Genomic DNA, 23,423 nt, shown 5'->3' on the forward strand with positions numbered 1-23,423 from the left:
CCTCATCAGGTTGTGCGCATAGTATAGATCCGCCAAATGACCACGCTGTGACAGCTCCCCACAGGCGATGAGGCGGTCTATTCAGTCCATCAGAAATAACCTCTGACTGCCAGCCGGACTTTAGACCAATAACAACTAGGCTCTAGTGTCAGCGGTCATATTCAAACCGACTCATTGTGATTTACATCAGTTCAAACGGATTGACCGGTGTAGGCTCACCCTGTTGCTCCTTACCGTTGGCCTTTTTCGGATGATCCTGATGCTGTCTGCCCGTCACCGCCGCGCCATTCGTCTTTCCGTGCGGTTTATCGCGCCCTATCGTTGGCAGGCGTTGGGCGCCTTGCTGGCGCTGGTCGTCACGGCGGGCCTTACCCTGTCCATGGGGCAGGGGATTCGCCTGCTGGTGGATCAGGGCTTCATGACCCGCTCGCCACACCTGCTCAACCAGAGTATCGGCCTGTTCCTGATGCTGGTGGTGGGGCTGGCGATTGGCACTTTTACCCGGTTTTACCTGGTGTCATGGATCGGCGAGCGCTGCGTGGCCGATATCCGTCGGCGGGTGTTCAACCACTTGATCTACCTGCACCCAGGGTTCTACGAAAACAACCGCAGTTCCGAGATCCAGTCGCGCCTGACGGCCGACACCACGCTGTTGCAAACAGTGATCGGCTCCTCGCTGTCACTGTTCCTGCGCAATGGCTTGATGGTGATCGGCGGCATTGTGCTGCTGTTCATCACCAACCCCAAGCTCACCAGTATTGTGGTGGTCGCCTTGCCCCTGGTGCTGGCGCCGATCCTGATTTTCGGGCGGCGAGTGCGCAGCCTGTCGCGCCAGAGCCAGGACCGCATCGCCGATGTCGGCAGTTATGTCTCGGAAACCCTGGGCCAGATCAAGACCGTGCAGGCCTATAACCATCAGGGGCAGGACGAGCAGCGCTTCGCGGTGACCGTGGAGCAGGCCTTCGATACGGCACGCAAGCGTATCCTGCAGCGCGCCTGGCTGATCACCCTGGTGATCGTCCTGGTGCTGGGGGCGGTCGGGGTGATGCTCTGGGTCGGTGGCATGGACGTGATCGCCGGGCGCATCTCCACCGGCGAACTGGCGGCGTTTGTGTTCTACAGCCTGATCGTCGGCGGCGCCTTTGGCACCTTGAGCGAAGTGATTGGTGAATTGCAGCGGGCAGCCGGGGCGGCGGAGCGGATTGCCGAGTTGCTGCGCGCGGAAAACATCATCCAGCCGCCCGTGACTGGCCGGGTGACATTGCCGGATCGGGTGCGCGGTGAGCTGCAACTTGAAGACCTGCGCTTTTGCTACCCGTCACGCCCTGGAAGCTATGCAATCGACGGCTTGAGCCTGGCGATCAAGGCGGGTGAAACCCTGGCGCTGGTCGGCCCTTCGGGTGCGGGCAAGTCGACGGTGTATGACTTGCTGCTGCGTTTCTACGACCCGGCGCAGGGGCGCATTCTGCTGGATGGCGTGCCGCTGACCCGGCTCGATCCTCTGGATGTGCGTCGTTGTTTTGCCTTGGTGTCACAGGCCCCGGCGCTTTTTTTCGGCAGCATCGAAGAGAACATCCGCTACGGTAAACCTTCGGCGACGCTGGAGCAGGTCCAGGAGGCGGCGAAGATTGCCTATGCCCACGACTTCATCGAGCAGATGCCCAACGGTTACCAGACCCATCTGGGCGATGGCGGGCTGGGCCTCTCCGGCGGTCAGCGCCAGCGCCTGGCCATCGCTCGGGCGCTGCTGGTGGATGCGCCGATCCTGTTGCTCGACGAAGCCACCAGCGCCCTCGACGCGCAGAGTGAACACCTGATCCAGCAAGCACTGCCCAGCCTGATGAAAAACCGCACCACCCTGGTCATCGCCCACCGCCTGGCCACGGTGAAGAATGCCGACCGGATTGCGGTGATGGATCAAGGCCGGCTGGTGGCGGTGGGGACGCATCAGGAGCTGGTTGCCAGTAACGCGTTGTATGCACGCTTGGCTGCGTTGCAGTTCAGCAATGAGCATGAGGTGGGGTAAATGAACGCTGCTGAATGCTCTCGGGTTCGGGCATTATGTCGATCTGAAGGAAGTACCCGGATCAGGAAATGAGCAGCTACCAACCACCGTTAACCCTGAACACTAGAATTCTGGCGTTGATCGCTGAGATCAGCGAGCAGATCGGTCAGCTTTCGGCTGTGGACGAAGGTCGGCAGACACCTCAGCTGCGTCGCGGTAACCGAATTCGCACGATTCAAGCGTCGTTGGCAATCGAGAACAATACCCTCAGCGTTGAGCAAGTGACAGCCGTGTTGGCCGGGCAGCGAGTGCTGGGCTTGCCCAGAGAAATTCAGGAAGTACGCAACGCCTTTACGGCCTACGAGTCCATGCCGGGCTGGCGGTCGAACAGTCGCGTCGATTTGCTTCGGGCTCACGAGTTATTGATGCACGGTTTGATCGACGACTGCGGTCGGTTTCGTCGCGACGGAGTGGGTATTTACCGTGGCGAGCAACTGGTTCACATGGCGCCACCACCGAGCCGTGTGGCAAGCCTGATGGATGACTTGCTGGCATGGCTGGGTACCTCCGATTGGCATCCGTTGATCCTTAGCTGCGTGTTTCACTACGAGTTCGAGTTCATCCATCCCTTCGCTGACGGTAATGGGCGCATGGGGCGGCTCTGGCAAACCTTGATTCTCAGTCAATGGCGGCCCGTGTTGGCCTATCTGCCGGTCGAAGCCGTCATTCGAGAGCAACAGGACGCTTACTATGGGGCCTTGTCTGCCGCCGATCGGATGGCCGAATCGACACCCTTTGTCGAGTTCATGTTGCAGGCGTTGAGTCAGGCCCTCGCTGAGGCCGCCTGTGGCGAGCCAGTAACCGACCAAGTAACCGACCAAGTAACCGACCAAGTAGCGAGGTTGCTCGAGGTGATCCAGGGCGCGAGTTCGCTCAAGGTCAGTGAGCTGATGGCGGAGGTCGGATTGGCACACAAGGCGACCTTCCGGGCTAACTATCTCAAGCCCGCATTAACGGCAGGCTTAATAGAAATGACCAATCCAGATTCACCCAACAGTCCTGCTCAGCGGTACCGTCTGACCGAACTTGGCAAGCGGCTTTTGGCACGATCTGCCTCGGTTTAGCAGATCTGGTAATCGACAACGGTTCAAGGCATCAACAAAAAAGCTCGCATCATTCGATGCGAGCTTTTTTTCAAGCGAGATCAAAGGGTTATCTGAACTCGCTGCGAACCTTTGTTAGCTCTTGCAGATCCAGCATCATTGATCGTCAAAATACCGCTCATGCCAATCCACCAGCGGTTGCGGTGAATTGAGCTTCTGGCCGTAGATCACCGAGTACGACAACACGTTCTGCACGTACTGGCGGGTTTCGTCGAACGGGATGCTCTCCACCCAGACGTCGAAGCTCAGGTGGTCGGCACCGCGCAGCCATTGGCGGACTCGGCCGGGGCCGGCGTTGTAGGCCGCGGAGGCGAGTACTCTGTTGCCATTGAACTGGCTGTGCACCTGGCTCAGGTAAGCGGCGCCGAGCTGGATGTTTTTCTCCGGGTTCAGTACTTGCTGTGGCGAGGCCAGCGGAATGCTGAACTTGCGTGCGGTTTCCTTGGCGGTGGCGGGCATCAACTGCATCAGGCCGCTGGCGCCGACACTGGAGCGGGCATCCTCCATGAAGGCGCTTTCCTGGCGGGTAATGGCGAACACCCAGCTCGAATGCAGGCCGCGAACCTTGGCCTCCCTGACTAGAGTGCCGCGGTAGGCCATCGGGAAGCGGATGTCCAGGTCGTCCCAGTACTGCGCCTGACTGATGGTGCGAATAGCCGGGAAGTACCACTTCAGGTCGTAGGCCAGCTTGGCCTGGGCAACCATTTCGTCACGGTTGAAGCGGCGACTGACGTGGTACCACTCGCGGCGACCGTCGACGATCTGCCCGCGGGCATGGAACTCCAGTGCGCGGCGAATGCCCGGTGTATTGCGCACCTTGTTGATCAGTGCCTGGCTCATCACCAGCGGCTTGTGGTTCAGGGAGTACGGTGATTGCGAGCGATCGGCCGCCAGGAAGCCGTAGAAGTCCCGCTCGCGGGCGAGGTTGCGGTACAGGGTCTGTGCTTCCGGGTTCTTTGGCTGGGCCAGTTCCAGGCTGCGGGCCTGCCAGTAGCGCCAGCGGTTGGTGGTGGCCAGGTCCTGCGGCAAGCGGCGGGTCAACTGATAGGCGTCCTCCCAGCGGGCCAGGCGCAGCAACAGGCGCAGGCGCCATTCGGAGACAGTGTTGTCACGCAGTTCCGGGTCGTACTTGGTCATGACGTCAAGGGCGCGGCTGTCGAAGCGACGTGCCAGGGTCAGGCCGATTTCCCGGGCAATGGCGACTTTTTCATCGCGGGAAAAATGCATGCGGCTGGCGTAATCGTCGAGCAGCGCCATGGCCCGCTCCGGATCCTGGCGTGCCAGGCGACGCAAGCCAAGGCTGACCACATCGCCCATGGCTTCATCGGCGGGAGTAAAGCGCGACGGCTGGTTGAGCAGTTCCGGCTTTTGCGCCACGTCCACCAGCAGGCGGCCACGGGGGGCCAGGGTGGTCATGTTGTTGATCAGGCTGTTGGCCAGGGCATAGTTGCGGCTCTGGGCGGCCAGTTTGGCGCGTTCCCAGCGTTTCTGCTCGGTCAGTTGGCCCTGGGCGGCCCACTGGGCAAACAGTGCATCACAGGCTGCCGGCTGGGATTTGCCGGTCAGCCAGAGTTTTTCGGTGTTGGCATAGCCTTCAGCCTTGAGGTTGTGGCTGATCTGGTATTGGGCGTTGAGGCAGTCCAGTTCGGTGAAGTTGAGCTTGGGGTCGTAGTATTTGACGAAGGTCGACCAGTCGCCGCGCTCGGCCAGCCAGCGCAACCAGCGCAGCTTCATCCAGTTGGCCTGTGGCAGGTCACCGTGTTCGGCGAGGAATTTTTCGATTTCGGCATTGCTCGCGCTTTTCAGTCGCGCGGTCAGTTCGTCATAGGCCAGATACGGTTCGAGCGGGTAGTCGGCGAGCGCCTGGCTGTAGCGAAAGTACGGGCCGGTGTCACCCTTGGCCAGGGCGCGCTTGGCTTCATCGTAGTACTGGCGTTGGGTGGACAGGTCCACCGCCTGAACGGATTGAGCGGCAGTGGCTGAAAGAAGCAGGCAGGATAAAAAGCTGAAAAGGCGACTGCGCATGAGACATCCGGGCAGAGAAATCATGACAAGTGCCGGCTGGTGCCGGCACTGATTACCCGTAGCTTAGCCTTTTGCCAGCAACGGGTGAAAGCTTTGCCGGTTCGGCGGTACAAGTTCGCAACATTTAATGTGCAGAGTGCTTCGGCAGTGAAAATGCCGGCCTTCTGGAGCCTCAAGTCAGGTAGAATGCGCGCCCGGTTTTTGGAGAAGCTCATGACCCTGCTCAAATTCAGCGATGTGTCCCTTGCTTTCGGCGCTATGCCGTTGTTGGACAAGGTGTCCTGGCAGATCGCCCGTGGTGAGCGGGTGTGCATCATCGGCCGCAACGGCACAGGCAAGTCCAGCATGATGAAGCTTGTCAAGGGCGATCAGAAGCCCGATGACGGCTCTGTATGGCGCGCGCCTGGCCTCAAGATCGGCGAATTGCCGCAAGAATTGCCAGTGGCCGACGAGCGGACAGTGTTCGACGTAGTGGCCGAAGGCCTGGACGGTGTGGGCGAGCTGCTTGCGCAGTACCACCACCTGAGCCAGAACATCGTCACCGATGCCGACCTGGACAAGCTGATGCACGTCCAGCACGACCTCGAAGCCCGCGACGGCTGGCGTTTGCAGCAACTGGTCGACAGCACCCTGAGCCGTCTGCAGTTGCCGGCCGACAAGACCCTCGCCGAATTGTCCGGCGGCTGGCGTCGTCGCGTCCTGCTGGCGCAAGCCCTGGTTTCAGAACCGGACCTGCTGCTGCTCGACGAACCGACCAACCACCTGGACATCGGTGCGATTGCCTGGCTTGAAGAAGCCCTGAAAGATTTCCAGGGCGCCGTGCTGTTCATCACGCACGACCGCTCCTTCCTGCAGAACCTCGCCACGCGCATCCTGGAACTGGATCGCGGCGGCCTGATCGACTGGAACGGCGACTACGCCAGTTTCCTGGTGCACAAGGAAGCCACGTTGGCGGCCGAAGAAACCGCCAACGCACTGTTCGACAAAAAGCTGGCCCAGGAAGAAGTCTGGATCCGCCAGGGCATCAAGGCCCGTCGCACCCGTAACGAAGGCCGCGTGCGTGCCCTCAAGGCCCTGCGTGTTGAGCGCAGCGAGCGTCGTGAGCGTACCGGCAAGGCCAATATCCAGCTGGACACCGCCGACAAGTCTGGCAAGCAAGTGATGGTGCTTGAGAACGTCAGCTTCGCTCACCCGGACGGCCCGTTCCTGATCAAGGACTTCTCCATGGTCCTGCAGCGCGGCGACCGTATCGGCCTGCTGGGCGCCAACGGTACCGGCAAGACCACCTTGCTGAAACTGATGCTCAACGGCTTGCAGCCGACCAGCGGCACCGTGGAGGAGGGGACGCGCATCGACGTGGCCTACTTCGACCAGTTGCGCCACCAGTTGGACCTGGAAAAGACCGTGATCGACAACGTGGCCGAAGGCCGCGATTTCATCGATATCGACGGCCAGAGCCGCCACGTGCTGAGCTACCTGGGCGACTTCCTGTTCAGCCCGCAGCGTGCCCGCACGCCGGTCAAGGCGCTGTCCGGTGGTGAGCGTGCCCGTCTGTTGCTGGCCAAGCTGTTCAGTAAGCCGGCCAACCTGCTGGTCCTCGACGAGCCGACCAACGACCTGGACGTGGAAACCCTCGAGCTGCTGGAAGAGGTCCTGCTGACCTTCAACGGCACCGTACTGATGGTCAGCCACGACCGGGCATTCCTCGACAACGTGGTCACCAGCACCCTGGTCTTCGAAGGCGAAGGCAAGGTCCGTGAATACGTCGGTGGTTACCAGGACTGGCTGCGTCAGGGTGGCTCGCCGCGCCTGCTGGGCGTGACCGAGAGCAAGTCCGGCAAGGCCGACCTGAACTCTGCCGTGGTCACCGCGGCACCTGCGCCGGCATCGGCTGTTCAGGAAGCACCGGCGGCGAAGAAGAAACTCAGCTACAAGCTGCAGCGCGAGCTGGAAGCCTTGCCAGGGCAGATCGAGGCCATGGAGCAGCAGATCGCAGCGGTTGAGGCCCAGATGGCCGATGCCGGGTTCTATCAGCGTCCTGCTGCCGAAGCGGCGGCGGTGATCGCCCAGTTGGAGCAGTTGCAGGCTGAGCATGACGTGATGGTCGAGCGTTGGGCCGAGCTGGATGCCTGAGTGATCCTGCGATAAACCAAAAGCCCGGTGTTCAGTGATGAGCACCGGGCTTTTCATATGGGACGGGATCTGACGCATTCCCCTTGTAGGAGCGAGCGCGCTCGCGAAAGGCTCAAGGACAATGCGGTTGTTCAGGATTAGCGCATTATCGTTGGCGTTCTTCGCGAGCGCGCTCGCTCCTACAGGGAGGGTGGATCAGCTTTTGATCAGGCGCACCGCCAGTACATCGCAAGGTGCACCGTGCAGTACATCATTGGCGGTGGAGCCCAGCAGCAGTGCCAGGCCGTGACGACCATGGCTGCCGACGACAATCAGGTCGCAACCTTGCTCCTTGGCGAAATGGTGGATTTCCTGGCGTGGCTGGCCGTAGGTCAGGTGGCTGTTTTCCTTGGAAAGCTCGGGGTATTTGTTGATCAGGCGCTCGAGGCGCTCCTTGGCCTGGTCGAACTGCTGTTGTTGCAATTGCGACAGGTCCATCGGCACGTCACCACCAAAGGCCATGGCCATCGGTTCGACGATGTGCACCAGGGACAGTTTGGCGCTGTTGCTGACCGACAGTTCGCGAGCGCGGTGAATCACAGGATCGCACTCTTCGGTTAGATCTACGGCGACCAGAATGTGGTGGTAGGGCATGAGGTGCACCTCCTGAGGATTGCGATAAGGGTAAGTATGGCTGGTTTCAAGCGAATGGGTTTCGACAGGGATCAATTCGCTCATCAAGAATCGGGAGTACAGATATGACGGTCTGGATAGTGGTGTCAATCCTTGCAGTAGTGCTGAGCCCCTTGGCGTGGCTTCGGCCATCACGTCGCCAGGGTGGCCAGATGGCGCTGCGCATGGAGGCTCGGCGCATTGGCCTGGCCATGCAACTGGCGCCCCAGGTGTGGCCCCACTGGCTGGTGCCCGAGCCGCCCAGCCCCTGTGCGCAGTACCATCGGCCACGGCGCGGCAATCGGCCGGCGTGCTGGAGTTACTGGCAAAAGACCCCGGGGGTCTGGGTCAATCAGTGGCAGGAGGTCTGCGAGGATCCGGCCTTACTGATTCATTTCGAGAAGTTGCCGGCCAACGTGTACAAGGTCGAGGCCGACAAGCAGATGATTACCCTGTATTGGGGCGAGAAGGGCGAGGTCGAGGTGTTGCAGCACATCGATGCCACGCTCAAGGCACTCGCCTGAATACGTCGCTCCCCGTGGCGGCAGGCTTGGCTGGCCGCCGCAGGGGTGCGTTTTATGGCCGGGCATAAAAAGCCCGACATCATCATCGGGCTGGAGTTGGCCAGGCAGGCCGGCAATCGGCTTCGATCCGATCTCACGCTGGGTATTCGCCCAAAGCGTTGATCTTTTTCCTTCAAGTCCTGCCAGCGTAGCTGCTTGAGCGCACGTTGCGTCGGATTAGGGCGACGTTTCTAAATATTGATTCTATGAATGTCTATACAGGCTTCGGCGTGTTGCGGCTCTTCGCGTTACGGAAATGACTGCAAAGTCGAGTTTCAACCCGCATTTTGGGCGATTGACAATTGTCGGAAATTCCGTGAAGGTGGCGTACCCAAATCAAACGGGCGTATGAATTGAGCGTTTGTATTTCAGACCGCTCCTACAGAATCCCGACTATCGCGTTGGCGGGTGTGCCTGGTGGAATGGTGTCAGCATCGACGTATACGTCCATGCCGAGCCAGAACATCAGCGTCCGACGTGTACTGTTCAGCTTCCATATCGTGGAGATCAGTTGATGATTTACGAAGGTAAAGCCATCACGGTTACGGCTCTTGAAAGTGGCATCGTCGAATTGAAATTCGACCTCAAGGGTGAGTCCGTCAACAAGTTCAACCGTCTAACCCTGAACGAATTGCGTCAGGCCGTGGACGCCATCAAGGCAGATGCGTCGGTCAAGGGTGTGATCGTCAGCAGCGGTAAAGACGTCTTCATCGTCGGCGCCGACATCACCGAATTCGTCGACAACTTCAAGCTGCCGGATGCAGAGCTGGTTGCTGGCAATCTCGAAGCCAACAAGATCTTCAGCGATTTCGAAGACCTCAATGTTCCGACCGTCGCCGCGATCAATGGCATCGCATTGGGTGGCGGTCTGGAAATGTGCCTGGCAGCGGACTTCCGCGTCATGGCCTCCAGCGCGAAAATCGGCCTGCCGGAAGTCAAGCTGGGCATCTACCCAGGTTTCGGCGGTACCGTGCGCCTGCCGCGCATCATCGGTGCCGACAACGCCATCGAGTGGATTGCCGCTGGCAAGGAAAACCGTGCTGAAGACGCGCTGAAAGTTGGCGCCGTCGATGCCGTGGTTGCTCCCGAGAAGCTGGCAGAAGCCGCATTGAGTCTGATCAAGGGCGCCATCAGTGGCGAATTTGACTACAAGGCCAAGCGTCAGCCGAAGCTGGAAAAACTCAAGCTCAACGCCATCGAACAAATGATGTCGTTCGAAACCGCCAAGGGTTTCGTGGCCGGCCAGGCGGGCCCGAACTACCCGGCGCCGGTTGAAGCGATCAAGACCATTCAGAAAGCCGCGAACTTCGGTCGCGACAAGGCACTGGAAGTCGAAGCTGCAGGTTTCGTCAAGCTGGCCAAGACCTCTGCCGCGCAGAGCTTGATCGGTCTGTTCCTGAACGATCAGGAGCTGAAGAAAAAGGCCAAGGCCTACGACGAAATCGCCAAGGACGTGAAGCAGGCCGCCGTATTGGGCGCCGGCATCATGGGTGGCGGTATCGCCTATCAGTCGGCGTCCAAAGGCACGCCGATCCTGATGAAGGACATCAACGAGCACGGTATCGAGCAGGGTCTGGCCGAAGCCGCCAAGCTGCTGGTTGGCCGCGTTGACAAAGGCCGCATGACCGCCGCGAAAATGGCTGAAGTGCTCAACGGCATTCGTCCGACCCTGTCCTACGGTGACTTCGGTCACGTGGACCTGGTGGTTGAAGCCGTTGTCGAGAACCCGAAGGTCAAGCAAGCCGTTCTGGCTGAAGTTGAAGACAAGGTCAAAGAGGACACCATCCTCGCCTCGAACACCTCGACCATTTCCATCAGCCTGTTGGCCAAGGCCCTCAAGCGTCCGGAAAACTTCGTCGGCATGCACTTCTTCAACCCGGTGCACATGATGCCGCTGGTGGAAGTGATCCGTGGCGAGAAGTCCAGCGAACTGGCCGTGGCCACCACCGTTGCCTACGCCAAGAAGATGGGCAAGAACCCGATCGTCGTCAACGACTGCCCGGGCTTTTTGGTCAATCGCGTGCTGTTCCCGTACTTCGGCGGTTTCGCCAAGCTGGTCAGCGCCGGTGTGGACTTCGTCCGTATCGACAAGATCATGGAAAAATTTGGCTGGCCGATGGGCCCGGCGTACCTGATGGACGTGGTCGGCATCGACACCGGCCACCACGGTCGTGACGTGATGGCCGAGGGCTTCCCGGACCGCATGAAGGACGACCGTCGTTCGGCCGTCGACGTGCTCTACGAAGCCAAGCGCCTGGGCCAGAAGAACGGCAAGGGCTTCTACGCCTACGAGACCGACAAGCGCGGCAAGCAGAAGAAAGTGGCCGACCCGTCGGTGCTGGAAGTGCTCAAGCCGATCGTCTACGAGCAGCGCGAAGTCACCGACGAAGACATCATCAACTGGATGATGATCCCGCTGTGCCTGGAAACCGTGCGTTGCCTGGAAGACGGCATTGTCGAAACCGCTGCCGAAGCCGACATGGGTCTGGTCTACGGTATTGGTTTCCCTCCATTCCGTGGCGGCGCACTGCGCTACATCGATTCGCTTGGTGTTGCAGCATTCGTTGCCCTGGCTGACCAGTACGCTGATTTGGGCGCGCTGTACCACCCGACCGCGAAGCTGCGCGAGATGGCCAAGAACGGCCAGAGCTTCTTCGGTTAAGCGCCCAAACGACTAGAGCGAGAATATTTATGAGCTTGAATCCAAGAGACGTCGTGATTGTCGACTTCGGTCGTACTCCGATGGGCCGCTCCAAGGGCGGCATGCACCGCAACACCCGCGCTGAAGACATGTCGGCGCACCTGATCAGCAAGTTGCTGGAACGCAACGTCAAGGTTGACCCGAGCGAAGTCGAAGACGTGATCTGGGGCTGCGTGAACCAGACCCTGGAACAGGGCTGGAACATCGCCCGCATGGCGTCCCTGATGACCCAGATCCCGCACACCGCTGCCGGCCAGACCGTCAGCCGCCTGTGTGGCTCGTCCATGAGTGCCCTGCACACCGCAGCGCAAGCGATCATGACCGGCAACGGTGACGTGTTCGTCGTGGGCGGCGTCGAGCATATGGGTCACGTGAGCATGATGCACGGTGTCGATCCTAACCCGCACATGTCGCTGTACGCGGCGAAAGCCTCGGGCATGATGGGCCTGACCGCGGAAATGCTGGGCAAGATGCACGGCATCACCCGCGAGCAGCAGGATGCCTTCGGCGTGCGCTCCCACCAACTCGCCCACAAGGCGACCGTGGAAGGCAAGTTCAAGGACGAAATCATCCCGATGCAGGGCTACGACGAGAACGGTTTCCTGAAACTGTTCGACTACGACGAAACCATTCGTCCGGAAACCACCCTGGAAAGCCTGGCGGCTCTGAAGCCGGCGTTCAATCCGAAGGGCGGCACCGTGACAGCCGGTACTTCGTCGCAGATCACCGATGGTGCTTCGTGCATGATCGTGATGTCGGCGCAGCGTGCCCAGGACCTGGGTATCCAGCCAATGGCGGTGATCCGTTCGATGGCGGTGGCGGGTGTGGATCCGGCGATCATGGGCTATGGTCCAGTACCGGCTACACAGAAAGCATTGAAGCGCGCGGGTCTGGGTATTTCCGACATCGACTTCTTCGAGCTCAACGAAGCTTTTGCAGCACAGGCCCTGCCAGTGCTGAAAGATCTGAAAGTGCTCGACAAGATGAACGAGAAGGTTAACCTGCACGGCGGCGCGATCGCCCTGGGCCACCCATTCGGTTGCTCTGGCGCGCGTATCTCCGGCACGTTGCTCAATGTGATGAAGCAAAATGGCGGCACCTTCGGTGTGTCGACCATGTGCATTGGCCTCGGCCAGGGCATTGCCACCGTCTTCGAACGCGTTTAAGCGTTGCGTTGACGGAAGCCGGGGCCAAGTGCCCCGGTTTTTGTTTTTCTGAAGATTTTTTTGTTTTTTATTTGATTGGATTTCAGTGAGGCCCAAAGCATGCCGATACAACCAGGGCTCTACCAGCATTACAAAGGTCCGCAGTACCGTGTTTTCAGTGTTGCGCGGCACTCCGAGACCGAAGAAGAAGTGGTCTTCTACCAAGCCCTGTATGGTGATTACGGCTTTTGGGTGCGTCCCTTGAGCATGTTCCTGGAGTCGGTCGAAGTTGACGGCGAGCAGGTCCCACGCTTTGCTTTGGTGCAGGTCGAACCGAGCCTTTTTTCAAGGCCATAAGGGCAGGGCGCGCAGAATCCTGCGCTTGACCTCACCTTGTTGCCACTATATATAGCGGTGCCGCGTCAGGCGCCAACCGCCTTTCACTTCTAGAATTCAGGAATTTTCTGATCCATGGGCAAATCGCTGGTCATTGTGGAATCCCCGGCTAAGGCCAAGACCATCAACAAGTATTTGGGCAACGAATACGTGGTGAAGTCGAGTATCGGCCATATCCGAGACCTGCCCACCAGCGGTTCGGCTAGCGCCAGCAAAGAGCCTGCCGCCAAGCGTGGCAAGGCGGCTGCTGGTGAAGTGCCGGCACTATCGCCCAAGGAAAAGGCGCGCAAGCAGCTGGTCGCGCGCATGGGTGTCGATCCGGATCATGGCTGGAAAGCCAAGTACGAGATCCTCCCGGGCAAGGAAAAGGTCATCGAGGAGCTGCGCCGGCTCGCCAAGGATGCCGACACCATCTATCTCGCAACGGACTTGGACCGCGAGGGGGAAGCCATTGCCTGGCACCTGCGCGAAGCCATCGGTGGTGACGACAGCCGCTACAAGCGCGTGGTGTTCAACGAAATCACCAAGAAGGCGATCCAGGAAGCCTTCTCCCGGCCAGGCGAGCTAGACATCGATCGTGTCAACGCCCAGCAGGCACGTCGTTTCCTCGACCGCGTGGTGGGTTACATGGTCTCGCCACTGCTGTGGGCCAAGATCGCTCGCGGCCTGTCGGCCGGCCGTGTGCAATCGGTTGCCGTGAAGCTGGTGGTGGAGCGTGAGCGCGAGATTCGCGCGTTCAACCCGGAAGAGTACTGGGAGGTCCACGCTGACCTCGGCACCGCCAAGGGCGCCAATGTGCGCTTTGAAGTGGCCCGTGAAAACGGCGAGGCCTTCAAGCCGCTCAACGAAGCCCAGGCCATGGCCGCGCTGGAGAAGCTCAAGGCATCCAGCTACACCATCGCCAAGCGCGAAGACAAGCCGACCAGCAGCAAGCCGTCGGCCCCGTTCATCACGTCTACCCTGCAACAGGCCGCGAGTAACCGCCTGGGCTTCGGCGTGAAGAAAACCATGATGATGGCCCAGCGTTTGTATGAAGCCGGCTACATCACTTATATGCGTACCGACTCGACCAACCTCTCGGCCGATGCCGTGACGATGGCCCGTACTTATATCGAAGGCGAATTCGGCGGCAAGTACCTGCCGGAAACCCCGAATGTCTACAGCAGCAAGGAAGGCGCGCAAGAGGCTCACGAAGCGATTCGTCCTTCTGACGTGAATACCGACCCAAGCAAGCTGTCGGGCATGGAACGTGACGCTGAGCGTCTCTACGAGCTGATCTGGCGCCAATTCGTCGCGTGCCAGATGCTGCCGGCCAAATACCTGTCGACCACCGTCAGCGTCGCTGCCAGCGGCTTCGAGCTGCGCGCCAAGGGTCGCATCCTGAAGTTCGACGGTTACACCCGTGTCATGCCGCAAATGGCCAAGCCGGGCGACGACGACGTACTGCCGGACATGGCCCAGGGCGACGTGCTCAAGCTGATCCAGCTCGATCCAAGCCAACACTTCACCAAGCCGCCGGCGCGTTACTCGGAAGCGAGCCTGGTCAAGGAAATGGAAAAACGCGGTATCGGTCGTCCGTCGACCTACGCGGCAATCATTTCGACCATCCAGGACCGCGGCTACGTCGCCCTGCATAACCGTCGCTTCTACTCGGAAAAGATGGGTGACATCGTCACCGAGCGTCTGTCCGAGAGCTTCTCGAACCTGATGGACTACGGCTTTACCGCCGGCATGGAAGAGAACCTCGATGACGTCGCCCAGGGCGAGCGTGACTGGAAGAACGTACTCGACGAATTCTACGGCGACTTCAAGAAGAAACTCGAAGTGGCCGAGAGTCCGGAAAGCGGCATGCGTGCCAACCAGCCGGTCATGACCGATATTCCGTGCCTGACCTGTAGCCGTCCGATGCAGATTCGCACCGCATCGACCGGCGTGTTCCTCGGTTGCTCGGGCTACAGCCTGCCGCCGAAAGAGCGCTGCAAGGCCACCGTCAACCTGGTGCCGGGTGACGAGATCGCCGCGGACGACGAGGGTGAGTCGGAGTCGCTGGTGCTGCGTGGCAAGCACCGTTGTCCGATCTGCAGCACCGCGATGGATGCTTACCTGCTGGATGAGAAGCGCAAGCTGCACATTTGCGGTAACAATCCTGATTGCGACGGCTATGAGATTGAAGAAGGCAGCTATCGCATCAAGGGCTACGAAGGCCCGAGCCTGGAATGCGACAAGTGCGGCAGTGAAATGCAGCTCAAGACCGGTCGTTTCGGCAAGTTCTTCGGGTGCACCAACGCCACCTGCAAGAACACCCGCAAGCTGCTGAAAAGCGGTGATGCGGCGCCGCCGAAGATGGACCCGGTGAAGATGCCTGAACTCAAGTGCGAGAAGGTCAACGACACTTACATTCTGCGTGACGGTGCTTCCGGCCTGTTCCTGGCGGCCAGCCAGTTCCCGAAAAACCGCGAGACCCGTGCTCCGCTGGTGATCGAGATCGTGCCGCACAAGGATGAGATCGATCCGAAGTACCACTTCCTGTGCGATGCGCCGAAGAAGGACCCGGAGGGTCGTCCAGCGGTGATCCGCTACAGCCGCAAGACCAAGGAGCAGTACGTGCAGACCGAAGTCGAAGGCAAGCCTACCGGCTGGAAAGCGTTCTACGACGGCGGCAAGTGGGTGGTTGAAGACAAGCGCGTAGCCAAGTAATCGGGCAGCGCGATACCAAAGGCCGCATGCCAACCCTAGGGTTGGCATGCGGCCTTTGTTTTGGGCTTGCAGTCAGCTCGTCCGATCCACGACACTGTCTGACCTGCATCATGCGTTTTATTTCGTTGTGGAGACTGCCGTCATGGCCTATGAGCTCTATACCCGCACCAATCAGAAAATTTACTTCGCCGGCCTGTCGCTCGAGGCATTGGCCCGAGCGGAAGAGGGGCGGGCGATGAACTCCCTGGCGCTGATTCAGGCTGGGCGCGAATCGGCGCTGTTTCATTTGTACGGCGCGTTGCTGGGCCTGTGCCATGAAATTGCCGGTTTTTACCGGTTGCCTCAGGCCAATGCACCACGGGCAGAACTGCTGCTGACCCGTGAAGTGCTCGAGACTATCGCCATTCCGGAAATGGCTGAAATGGTCGAATTGGCGCACAACCCCGAAACCTGGCTGGCAAAGCTGATAGCCGCCCATGCCGCGTTGTTTCAACCGCCCCGCGCGCCGCACAAACCCAAGGGTGACGTGACGCAGCCGTTGATCGTGGCGGTGAGCCTTGATGACGAAGCGCCGACGGAGTTGAGCAGGGAAGAACTCGAGAGCTGGCGCCAGAACCTTAAAAGCCTGGCATTACGCTTTCGCGAAGGGCTGAACGAGTGTTGAGTGTCCGCGCGATGCGCTGATCGCTCAAGCGTGGCCATGGATCAGGGATGATCGCAAACAGTGGTTTCGGTGACATGCAGCCGGTCAAGATCCCGAGCGAAGCGGCGTCGATGCCTATATAATCCCCGCCTTTCGTGGAGAACAGACCTTTATGCCAACGTCCTTTCTAGAAATTGTCGAACTGCCAGACGGCCGTATTGAACTGCGCAGGGCTGAGGACGAGGGTTCTCTGGTGACGCTGGACTTCTCTGAAGACGCCAAGGCGTTCCTGCAAGGCCAGCACGTCGAGGTCGCCAAGGCGATGTTGAGCGTGGGCGTGCAGATGGCCGGGCGCCTGGTCGAAGGCGAATTTGAAAAGGAAGAAGGGCCACGGATTCTTCATTGATTCCGTTTGTCGGTTTTTCTTGAGGCATCATTGCACGTTATTGTGACAGATCGGCTTCTCTGTTCTGGAGAAGCCCTGCATCCTTCAAGTACGCATTGCGCGTCACTTAACCCAAGCGAATATTCAGGCTCTGTGCATCCCCGATACGGGCGGCGCTGATCAACTGTTGCCGTGCGCTGCCATTCAGCGGGTTCAGCCAGCTGACAACCGTGTGGCTGCGGCCCAGGCGCAAGGCTTCGCAGGCCAGTTGCTGGGCGCTTTGTGTTCCGCTTGGCTGCAACAGAAGAATACGCTCGCGGTTCAGGCCGGCATCGCGTAGCCAGGCTTGAGTCAGGCTGGCTGGCGGCGCAATCAGCGTCAGCCAGCGGGCGTCCTGGTCCTGGCTCAGCTCCCTGAGGATAGGGGCTAGAAGGTTCAGGCAGTTCCCGGCCGCACCACGTAACGACAGCTCACTGAAGGCTTCGGGTTCGGCACTCCAGGGTGTCTCGGCCACCTCTTTGAGGATCGGCGCCAATGGCTGGGCCAGGAACGCTTCGAACAGCGGAAGTTGTGCATGTTGTGGTGTGTGTGGAAACTGCATAACGCCTCCTTTAGCGGCGAATGACGCCGACACTCAAGCCTTCGATCACCAGTTCCTGGTCTTTCAGGTTCACTTCGATCGGGGCAAACTCCGGGTTTTCGGCCAGCAGCCAGACCTTGCTGCCGTCGCGCTTGAAGCGCTTGACGGTGACTTCGTCGCCGATCCGCGCGACGACGATCTGGCCATTGCGGGCTTCGCGAGTGGTGTGTACGGCGAGCAGGTCACCGTCGAAAATCCCCACGTCCTTCATGCTCATGCCGTGGACCCGCAGCAGGTAGTCGGCGCGTGGATGAAAGAACGCCGGGTTGATGTTGCAGGACTCTTCGATGTGCTGCTGGGCGAGAATCGGCGCGCCCGCAGCGACCCGGCCGATGATCGGCAGGGAGGACTCGTCGGCCTTGGCTTCGAAGCCCGGGATACGAATGCCCCGCGATGCACCGGGGGTCATTTCGATAGCACCCTTGCGGGCCAGGGCCTTGAGGTGTTCTTCCGCCGCGTTGGGCGATTTGAACCCCAGTTCCAGGGCGATTTCCGCGCGGGTGGGCGGATAGCCGTTGTCTTCGAGGCAACGTTTGATAAAGGCCAGAATCTCAGCTTGGCGTGGCGTCAGTTTTAGCATCTCGATCGCTCTGTCTTTTTATACAGTGACTGGGATTATATACAGTGGAGTAGGCTTGGCAATCCTCCATTTGCGCAGGGTCGCCGGACGGTCACCGACAGATCGTTGGCCCGCAAGGTGCGGGGCCGGCTACAGCCGGCGGTTTATATGGTTAAATGGCTGACTGGGCGTTCGCAAAACGAACCGGTAGACTTGACAAGATACGGACTGAAACGTATGTTTCAAACAAGTGTTTGTCAGGCGGAGTAGCCATGGCCCAGTCGGAAACCGTTGAACGCATTCTTGATGCCGCCGAGCAGTTGTTCGCGGAAAAAGGGTTTGCCGAAACTTCATTGCGTCTGATCACCAGCAAGGCTGGGGTCAACCTGGCGGCGGTGAACTATCATTTCGGCTCGAAGAAAGCCTTGATCCAGGCGGTCTTCTCGCGTTTTCTCGGTCCGTTCTGCAGCAGTCTCGAGCGTGAGCTGGAGCGTCGTTCCGCCCGGCCGGACAACAAGCCGAGCCTGGAAGAGCTGCTGGAAATCCTCGTCGAACAGGCCCTGGTGGTGCAGCCACGCAGCGGCAATGACCTGTCTATCTTCATGCGCTTGCTGGGCCTGGCGTTCAGCCAGAGCCAGGGGCACTTGCGGCGTTATCTGGAAGACATGTACGGCAAGGTGTTTCGCCGCTACATGATGCTGGTCAACGAAGCCGCCCCGCGTATCCCGCCGATCGAACTGTTCTGGCGCGTGCACTTCATGCTGGGTGCGGCGGCATTCAGCATGTCGGGGATCAAGGCCTTGCGGGCCATCTCCGAAACCGATTTCGGGGTCAATACCTCCATCGAGCAGGTCATGCGCCTGATGGTGCCATTCCTGGCCGCGGGCATGCGCGCTGAAACTGGCGTGACCGACGACGCCATGGCTGCGGCCCAATTGCGTCCGCGCAGCAAATCGGTACCGGTGGCCGCCAAGGTTTAACCGCACACGGGTGGGCGCGGCAGCTGACATCCGCTAAGCTAGCCGCCCATGCCGACTCTCGTTTCAGACCCGCTCCCGTTTCCCTCTACCGACTCCGTTGCGCCGGGCATTGCCCTTGGCGGCGCGGTCGTGTGTCTGCCTCGAGCCGGGTTCTTCAAAGACGCGCCGTGCGCGCATTTCGTTATCAAGGAATTTCTATGACTGCTGGCCTGCAAGGCTCGTTGATGGTGGACGTCGCCGGTACCTGGCTGACGGCCGAAGATCGCCAATTGTTGCGTCAGCCCGAAGTGGGCGGCCTGATCATTTTTGCGCGCAACATCGAGCATCCACGCCAGGTGCGCGAGTTGAGCGCGTCGATCCGCGCGGTGCGTCCGGACCTGCTGCTGGCGGTGGACCAGGAGGGCGGTCGGGTGCAGCGCTTGCGTCAGGGCTTCGTCCGTCTGCCGGCCATGCGGGCGATAGCCGACAATCCGAACGCTGAATACCTGGCCGAGCAGTGTGGCTGGATCATGGCCACGGAAGTATTGGCTGTGGGCCTGGACCTGAGCTTTGCGCCGGTGCTGGATCTCGACTACCAGCGCAGCGCGGTGGTCGGTACCCGTTCGTTCGAGGGCGATCCAGAGCGTGCGGCCTTGTTGGCCGGTGCTTTCATCCGCGGCATGAACAGCGCCGGCATGGCGGCCACTGGCAAGCACTTCCCGGGCCACGGCTGGGCTGAGGCGGATTCCCACGTCGCGATCCCGAATGACGAGCGCAGCCTGGATGACATCCGCGCCCATGATCTGGTGCCGTTCGCGCGCTTGAGCAAGCAATTGGCGGCGGTGATGCCGGCCCACGTGATCTACCCGCAGGTCGACTCCCAGCCCGCTGGTTTCTCGCGCCGCTGGTTGCAGGACATTTTGCGTGGCGAGTTGCAGTTCGACGGCGTGATCTTCAGCGATGACCTGTCGATGGCCGGCGCCCATGTGGTGGGCGATGCCGCCAGTCGCATCGAGGCAGCCCTGACGGCCGGTTGCGACATGGGGTTGGTGTGCAATGACCGCGCGGCGGCCGAACTGGCCCTGACGGCGGCACAGCGCATGAAGGTCAAGCCGTCGGCGCGGATTGCGCGGATGCGTGGCCAAGCCTTCGCCAGCACCGATTACCGACAGGATCCCCGCTGGCTCGCGGCCATCGGTGCCCTCAAAGACGCCCAGCTGATTGATTAAGGACTTTTTGTAATGACGGTTTACGCAATTATCGGTGGCACCGGCCTGACCCAGCTTGAAGGTCTGGACATTCGTCGGTCGTTGGCCTTGGATACGCCGTATGGCGCGCCGTCGGCCGAGATTCAGGTGGGCGAGTACGCAGGGCGTGAAGTACTGTTCCTGGCCCGTCACGGCCACCCGCACCGCTTCCCGCCGCATCAGGTGAACTATCGGGCCAACCTGTGGGCGCTCAAGCAGGCTGGCGCGCAGGCGATCCTGGCAGTCAATGCGGTGGGCGGGATTCACGCGGCCATGGGCACCGGGCATTTCTGCGTGCCTCATCAGTTGATCGACTACACCAGCGGTCGTCAGCACACCTACTTTGCCGATGACCTGGAGCAGGTCACCCATATCGACTTCAGCTATCCCTACAGCGAGCCCTTGCGCGAGCAGTTGATCGCCGCGCTGGCCGCCGAAGGCTGTGCCTACAGCAGTCATGGCGTGTACGCCTGCACCCAGGGCCCGCGCCTGGAAACCGTTGCCGAGATCGCTCGCCTGGAGCGCGATGGTTGCGACATCGTCGGCATGACCGGCATGCCGGAAGCCGCGCTGGCCCGTGAGCTGGAGCTGGATTATGCCTGTCTGGCACTGGTGGTGAACCCGGCGGCGGGCAAGTCGACTGCGGTGATCACCATGGCCGAGATCGAGCAGGCCCTGCATGACGGGATGGGCAAGGTGAAGTCGACATTGGCGCGGGTGTTGAAGGGCTGAGTATTCGTTGCGCCGGTTGACCCTATCGCGGGCAAGCTTGCTCCCACAGGTGCAGTGATCACCTTGTGGGAGTGAGCTCGTCAGGCGCCGCTAGAGCTTTGACTTGTCAGGCAGTGGCGCAAACAACGCCTCGATGTCATCACTCTGCAGCTTCCAGTCGCCCGTCGTGCGGCCATCCAGCACGCCGGCTGCCAGGTCGGATTTTTCCTTCTGCAGGTGCTGGATTTTCTCTTCGACCGTGCCGCGGGCGATCATCTTGTAGACGAACACCGGTTTCTCCTGGCCAATCCGGTATGCCCGGTCAGTGGCCTGGTTTTCCGTGGCCGGGTTCCACCACGGATCGTAGTGAATCACCGTGTCGGCTTCCGTCAGGTTCAGGCCCACGCCGCCGGCTTTCAGGCTGATCAGGAAGATCGGCCGCTTGCCGCTCTGGAATTCCTTGACCGGGGTGCGTCGGTCCCGGGTCTGGCCGGTCAGCAGTGCATACGCGATCCCGCGCTTGTTCAGTTCATCTTCGATCAGCGAGAGCATCGAGGTGAACTGGGAAAACAGCAGGATCCTGCGGCCTTCATCGAACAGCTCCTCGAGCATTTCCATCAGGCTGTCCAGCTTGCCCGAGGTGCTGCCGCGGGTGGGCAGGGCGGCTTCATTGACCAGCCTCAGGTCGCAGCACACCTGGCGCAGCTTGAGCAGCGCTTCGAGAATGATGATCTGGCTACGTGCCACGCCTTTGCGAGTAATTTCGTCGCGGACTTTCTTGTCCATGGCCAGGCGCATGGTTTCGTAAACGTCACGCTGCGCCTCGTTGAGTTCGACCCAGTGGATGATCTCGGTTTTCGGTGGCAGCTCAGTGGCCACTTGTTCCTTGGTTCGGCGTAGCAGGAAGGGTTTTATCCGCCCGTTCAGGTGCTGCAGGCGCACATCGCTGGCGTGCTTTTCGATCGGCACGCGGTAATCGCGGTTGAAGCTCTTGATGTCTCCCAGCCAGCCTGGCAGCAGGAAGTGAAACAGTGACCACAGCTCGCCCAGGTGATTCTCCAGGGGCGTGCCGCTCAGGCACAGGCGCTGGCGGGCATTGAGCTCGCGTGCCGCCTGGGCGGCCTTGCTGGTGGGATTCTTGATGTACTGCGCTTCGTCGAGCACCAGGATGTGCAAGGGTTGTCTGGCGAGGCGTTCGACATCCTTGGGCAGCAGTGCGTAGGTGGTGAGAATCAGGTCGTAGTCGCCCAGTTGCTCGAAATATTTTTTGCGTCCGGCGCCATACAGCGCCAGCACCTTGAGTTGTGGGGCGAAGTGCGCCGCTTCATCGAGCCAGTTGGGAATCAGGCTGGTAGGCATCACCACCATGCAGGGGCGGTCGAGACGTCCGGCGTTTTTCTCGCTCAGCACGTGGGCCAGGGTTTGCAAGGTTTTGCCCAGCCCCATGTCGTCCGCCAGGATGCCGCCGACTTCGAGTTGGCGCAGTGACTGCATCCAGCTCAAGCCTTCAAGCTGATACGGGCGCAAGGTGGCGTTCAGGCCCTCGGGGACTTCGGCGCTGTAGTCCCGGATGTCGCGCAGGCGCTGGGCAAAAGTGCGGATGTGCTCGCCGCCTTCCCAGAGCAGTGGCAAGTCTTGCAGAGGGTTCAGGCGCGTGGCGTCGGCGTTGCTCAGGCGCAGGGTGGTTTCACCGGGTTCTTGCAGGTAGAACTCGCCGAGGGTCGCCAGCACTGGCTTCAAGCGGCCGAACGGCAGTGCGACCTGCAGGGGGCCGTCAGCGTTCGGGCGGTGCGGGATGTTCACCAGAATCAGTTCGTCGTCACGACGCCTGGCCAGGCGCTCCGGATTGAGGATCTCGGTGTGCGAACGCATCAGGTTCAGCAGGATCGGCAGCAGGCTCAGGCGCTCACCGTTGACGATGATCCCCAATTCCAGGTCGAACCAGTCACGTTCCGGCGCCTCGTCGACCGTGGCGTACCAGTCATCGACGGCCGTCAGGTCGAACCCGAAGTCTTCGTCGATCTGCAGTTCCCAGCCCTGGGTGCGCAGCTTGGGCAGCTCATTGAGGGTAAAGGTCAGCCAGGCGCTGTCATTGACCATCTCATAGAGTTCGCCGGCGCTTTCCGGCAATGCCTTGCTTTGGCGGGTGGCGACTTTGAAACCGAGGGCGCGCAGCTTTTCCCTGTAGGTCTGTTCGACTTCAGGGTGACGTTTTATCCGCAACGTCTGCGTCTCCTGGCGAATCAGGATGTCAGCGTTCTTCTGTCCGCTGACGTATTCATCCAGGTAGCTGAAGGACAGCGCCGCGCGATGCTGGATGTAGCGCTGCATCTTGCCGTTGCGCGGTTCGAAGGCGCTGAACTCGACGCTGGCCAGCCACAGGCGCGGCACCGGTTGTACGGTGTCGATCAGCTGCTGTGGAAGCGGTGCGGGTGTGCGGTTTTCCAGGACGGCCTGGAGCTTTTCCAGCAACTGCAGGTCTGTGGCGGCCGCCGGGTATTGCAGGGTGTCCTGGACTTTGAGCAGCACCGCCGCGCAATGCTTGCAGTTCACCCGTACCGGGCAACTGCACAGGGCGTCGACCAGCAACAGTGTGCTTTTGGCCGACTCGCGCAGGGTGATGGTCTGGCGGTAGACATTGCCGCCAGAACCCTCGCAACTGGCGGTGATAGTGCTGTCGCCGACCTCGACGATCCTGACGCGGTTTTCCAGGGCGTAGCGGCGGCCACGCTCCAGGCTTTGTTCCTTGAATCGGCTGGCCCAGGAAGGGGCCAGGGGCTTGCTCAGGCTCGGGGACATA

18 protein-coding genes are annotated in these 23,423 nt (G+C 60.5%); 13 read left to right on the top strand and 5 right to left on the bottom strand.

Annotation, left to right across the window (positions count from 1 at the left end):
* Nucleotides 1–250: 250 nt before the first annotated feature.
* Both AC3WQN_RS07160 and AC3WQN_RS07165 read left to right on the top strand, forming a co-directional pair.
* Nucleotides 251–2,026, top strand: coding sequence for an ABC transporter transmembrane domain-containing protein (locus tag AC3WQN_RS07160; protein WP_178081901.1), 1,776 nt, complete (start codon nucleotides 251–253; stop codon nucleotides 2,024–2,026).
* 68 nt (nucleotides 2,027–2,094) lie between these two features.
* The gene (locus tag AC3WQN_RS07165; protein ID WP_103400197.1) at nucleotides 2,095–3,129 is read left to right on the top strand and encodes a Fic family protein; all 1,035 of its coding nucleotides are present in this window, start codon (nucleotides 2,095–2,097) and stop codon (nucleotides 3,127–3,129) included.
* A 135-nt stretch (nucleotides 3,130–3,264) separates the two neighbouring features.
* Here the strand turns inward: AC3WQN_RS07165 and AC3WQN_RS07170 are convergent, their stop codons facing one another.
* A complete protein-coding gene (locus AC3WQN_RS07170) occupies nucleotides 3,265–5,193 on the bottom strand; it encodes a transglycosylase SLT domain-containing protein (RefSeq protein WP_103400198.1) in 1,929 nt (642 codons plus the stop codon).
* 213 nt (nucleotides 5,194–5,406) lie between these two features.
* Between AC3WQN_RS07170 and AC3WQN_RS07175 the strand changes: the two genes are divergently transcribed.
* Entirely contained in the window at nucleotides 5,407–7,326 is a 1,920-nt protein-coding gene (locus AC3WQN_RS07175) for an ATP-binding cassette domain-containing protein (protein ID WP_103400200.1), read from the top strand.
* A gap of 195 nt (nucleotides 7,327–7,521) precedes the next feature.
* Here the strand turns inward: AC3WQN_RS07175 and AC3WQN_RS07180 are convergent, their stop codons facing one another.
* Complete coding sequence (locus AC3WQN_RS07180; protein ID WP_095148092.1) at nucleotides 7,522–7,959, bottom strand: universal stress protein; 438 nt, start codon at nucleotides 7,957–7,959, stop codon at nucleotides 7,522–7,524.
* 104 nt (nucleotides 7,960–8,063) lie between these two features.
* On the opposite strand from AC3WQN_RS07180, the gene AC3WQN_RS07185 reads away from it, so the two are divergent.
* From AC3WQN_RS07185 to AC3WQN_RS07215, 7 genes are all read left to right on the top strand, one after another.
* The gene (locus AC3WQN_RS07185; RefSeq protein ID WP_103400201.1) at nucleotides 8,064–8,501 is read left to right on the top strand and encodes a hypothetical protein; all 438 of its coding nucleotides are present in this window, start codon (nucleotides 8,064–8,066) and stop codon (nucleotides 8,499–8,501) included.
* Nucleotides 8,502–9,054: 553 nt separating this feature from the next.
* Nucleotides 9,055–11,202 carry a fatty acid oxidation complex subunit alpha FadB gene (gene fadB, locus AC3WQN_RS07190; protein WP_103400203.1) on the top strand — a complete coding sequence of 716 codons (2,148 nt, stop codon included), beginning with the start codon at nucleotides 9,055–9,057 and terminating at the stop codon, nucleotides 11,200–11,202.
* A 29-nt stretch (nucleotides 11,203–11,231) separates the two neighbouring features.
* A complete protein-coding gene (fadA, locus tag AC3WQN_RS07195) occupies nucleotides 11,232–12,407 on the top strand; it encodes an acetyl-CoA C-acyltransferase FadA (RefSeq protein WP_095143124.1) in 1,176 nt (391 codons plus the stop codon).
* Nucleotides 12,408–12,506: 99 nt separating this feature from the next.
* Complete coding sequence (locus AC3WQN_RS07200) at nucleotides 12,507–12,743, top strand: DUF1653 domain-containing protein (protein WP_103400204.1); 237 nt, start codon at nucleotides 12,507–12,509, stop codon at nucleotides 12,741–12,743.
* A gap of 114 nt (nucleotides 12,744–12,857) precedes the next feature.
* A complete protein-coding gene (topA, locus tag AC3WQN_RS07205) occupies nucleotides 12,858–15,479 on the top strand; it encodes a type I DNA topoisomerase (RefSeq protein ID WP_103400205.1) in 2,622 nt (873 codons plus the stop codon).
* Nucleotides 15,480–15,621: 142 nt separating this feature from the next.
* Nucleotides 15,622–16,143, top strand: coding sequence for a DUF6586 family protein (locus AC3WQN_RS07210; RefSeq protein ID WP_103400206.1), 522 nt, complete (start codon nucleotides 15,622–15,624; stop codon nucleotides 16,141–16,143).
* 151 nt (nucleotides 16,144–16,294) lie between these two features.
* On the top strand, nucleotides 16,295–16,528 hold the full coding sequence (locus tag AC3WQN_RS07215; protein ID WP_095082274.1) for a hypothetical protein: 234 nt from the start codon (nucleotides 16,295–16,297) through the stop codon (nucleotides 16,526–16,528).
* A gap of 106 nt (nucleotides 16,529–16,634) precedes the next feature.
* On the opposite strand, the gene sulA is transcribed toward AC3WQN_RS07215, so the two are convergent.
* Both sulA and lexA read right to left on the bottom strand, forming a co-directional pair.
* Nucleotides 16,635–17,108 carry an SOS-induced cell division inhibitor SulA gene (gene sulA, locus AC3WQN_RS07220; RefSeq protein ID WP_095082275.1) on the bottom strand — a complete coding sequence of 158 codons (474 nt, stop codon included), beginning with the start codon at nucleotides 17,106–17,108 and terminating at the stop codon, nucleotides 16,635–16,637.
* 10 nt (nucleotides 17,109–17,118) lie between these two features.
* Nucleotides 17,119–17,727: a transcriptional repressor LexA gene (gene lexA / locus AC3WQN_RS07225; protein WP_095143127.1), complete on the bottom strand. Its 609-nt coding sequence runs from the start codon at nucleotides 17,725–17,727 to the stop codon at nucleotides 17,119–17,121.
* Between the two features lie 251 nt (nucleotides 17,728–17,978).
* Between lexA and AC3WQN_RS07230 the strand changes: the two genes are divergently transcribed.
* The 3 genes from AC3WQN_RS07230 (at nucleotide 17,979) to AC3WQN_RS07240 (ending at nucleotide 20,644) form a co-directional block, all read left to right on the top strand.
* Entirely contained in the window at nucleotides 17,979–18,686 is a 708-nt protein-coding gene (locus AC3WQN_RS07230; protein WP_103400207.1) for a TetR/AcrR family transcriptional regulator, read from the top strand.
* A 197-nt stretch (nucleotides 18,687–18,883) separates the two neighbouring features.
* Nucleotides 18,884–19,894 carry a beta-N-acetylhexosaminidase gene (gene nagZ / locus AC3WQN_RS07235; RefSeq protein ID WP_095143129.1) on the top strand — a complete coding sequence of 337 codons (1,011 nt, stop codon included), beginning with the start codon at nucleotides 18,884–18,886 and terminating at the stop codon, nucleotides 19,892–19,894.
* A gap of 12 nt (nucleotides 19,895–19,906) precedes the next feature.
* Nucleotides 19,907–20,644, top strand: coding sequence for an S-methyl-5'-thioinosine phosphorylase (locus tag AC3WQN_RS07240; RefSeq protein ID WP_095143130.1), 738 nt, complete (start codon nucleotides 19,907–19,909; stop codon nucleotides 20,642–20,644).
* 90 nt (nucleotides 20,645–20,734) lie between these two features.
* Here AC3WQN_RS07240 and AC3WQN_RS07245 read toward each other — a convergent pair whose 3' ends face one another.
* Nucleotides 20,735–23,422: a DEAD/DEAH box helicase gene (locus AC3WQN_RS07245; protein WP_103400208.1), complete on the bottom strand. Its 2,688-nt coding sequence runs from the start codon at nucleotides 23,420–23,422 to the stop codon at nucleotides 20,735–20,737.
* Nucleotide 23,423: the final 1 nt, after the last annotated feature.

The organism is Pseudomonas sp. FW300-N1A1 (assembly GCF_058789115.1).

What these genes read in the sequence shown, in the direction of transcription:
- AC3WQN_RS07160 (WP_178081901.1), top strand. Translation starts at nt 251, where the DNA reads ATGATCCTGATGCTGTCTGCCCGTCACCGCCGCGCCATTCGTCTTTCC.
- AC3WQN_RS07165 (WP_103400197.1), top strand. Translation starts at nt 2,095, where the DNA reads ATGAGCAGCTACCAACCACCGTTAACCCTGAACACTAGAATTCTGGCG.
- AC3WQN_RS07170 (WP_103400198.1), bottom strand. Translation starts at nt 5,193, where the DNA reads ATGCGCAGTCGCCTTTTCAGCTTTTTATCCTGCCTGCTTCTTTCAGCC.
- AC3WQN_RS07175 (WP_103400200.1), top strand. Translation starts at nt 5,407, where the DNA reads ATGACCCTGCTCAAATTCAGCGATGTGTCCCTTGCTTTCGGCGCTATG.
- AC3WQN_RS07180 (WP_095148092.1), bottom strand. Translation starts at nt 7,959, where the DNA reads ATGCCCTACCACCACATTCTGGTCGCCGTAGATCTAACCGAAGAGTGC.
- AC3WQN_RS07185 (WP_103400201.1), top strand. Translation starts at nt 8,064, where the DNA reads ATGACGGTCTGGATAGTGGTGTCAATCCTTGCAGTAGTGCTGAGCCCC.
- fadB (WP_103400203.1), top strand. Translation starts at nt 9,055, where the DNA reads ATGATTTACGAAGGTAAAGCCATCACGGTTACGGCTCTTGAAAGTGGC.
- fadA (WP_095143124.1), top strand. Translation starts at nt 11,232, where the DNA reads ATGAGCTTGAATCCAAGAGACGTCGTGATTGTCGACTTCGGTCGTACT.
- AC3WQN_RS07200 (WP_103400204.1), top strand. Translation starts at nt 12,507, where the DNA reads ATGCCGATACAACCAGGGCTCTACCAGCATTACAAAGGTCCGCAGTAC.
- topA (WP_103400205.1), top strand. Translation starts at nt 12,858, where the DNA reads ATGGGCAAATCGCTGGTCATTGTGGAATCCCCGGCTAAGGCCAAGACC.
- AC3WQN_RS07210 (WP_103400206.1), top strand. Translation starts at nt 15,622, where the DNA reads ATGGCCTATGAGCTCTATACCCGCACCAATCAGAAAATTTACTTCGCC.
- AC3WQN_RS07215 (WP_095082274.1), top strand. Translation starts at nt 16,295, where the DNA reads ATGCCAACGTCCTTTCTAGAAATTGTCGAACTGCCAGACGGCCGTATT.
- sulA (WP_095082275.1), bottom strand. Translation starts at nt 17,108, where the DNA reads ATGCAGTTTCCACACACACCACAACATGCACAACTTCCGCTGTTCGAA.
- lexA (WP_095143127.1), bottom strand. Translation starts at nt 17,727, where the DNA reads ATGCTAAAACTGACGCCACGCCAAGCTGAGATTCTGGCCTTTATCAAA.
- AC3WQN_RS07230 (WP_103400207.1), top strand. Translation starts at nt 17,979, where the DNA reads ATGGCCCAGTCGGAAACCGTTGAACGCATTCTTGATGCCGCCGAGCAG.
- nagZ (WP_095143129.1), top strand. Translation starts at nt 18,884, where the DNA reads ATGACTGCTGGCCTGCAAGGCTCGTTGATGGTGGACGTCGCCGGTACC.
- AC3WQN_RS07240 (WP_095143130.1), top strand. Translation starts at nt 19,907, where the DNA reads ATGACGGTTTACGCAATTATCGGTGGCACCGGCCTGACCCAGCTTGAA.
- AC3WQN_RS07245 (WP_103400208.1), bottom strand. Translation starts at nt 23,422, where the DNA reads ATGTCCCCGAGCCTGAGCAAGCCCCTGGCCCCTTCCTGGGCCAGCCGA.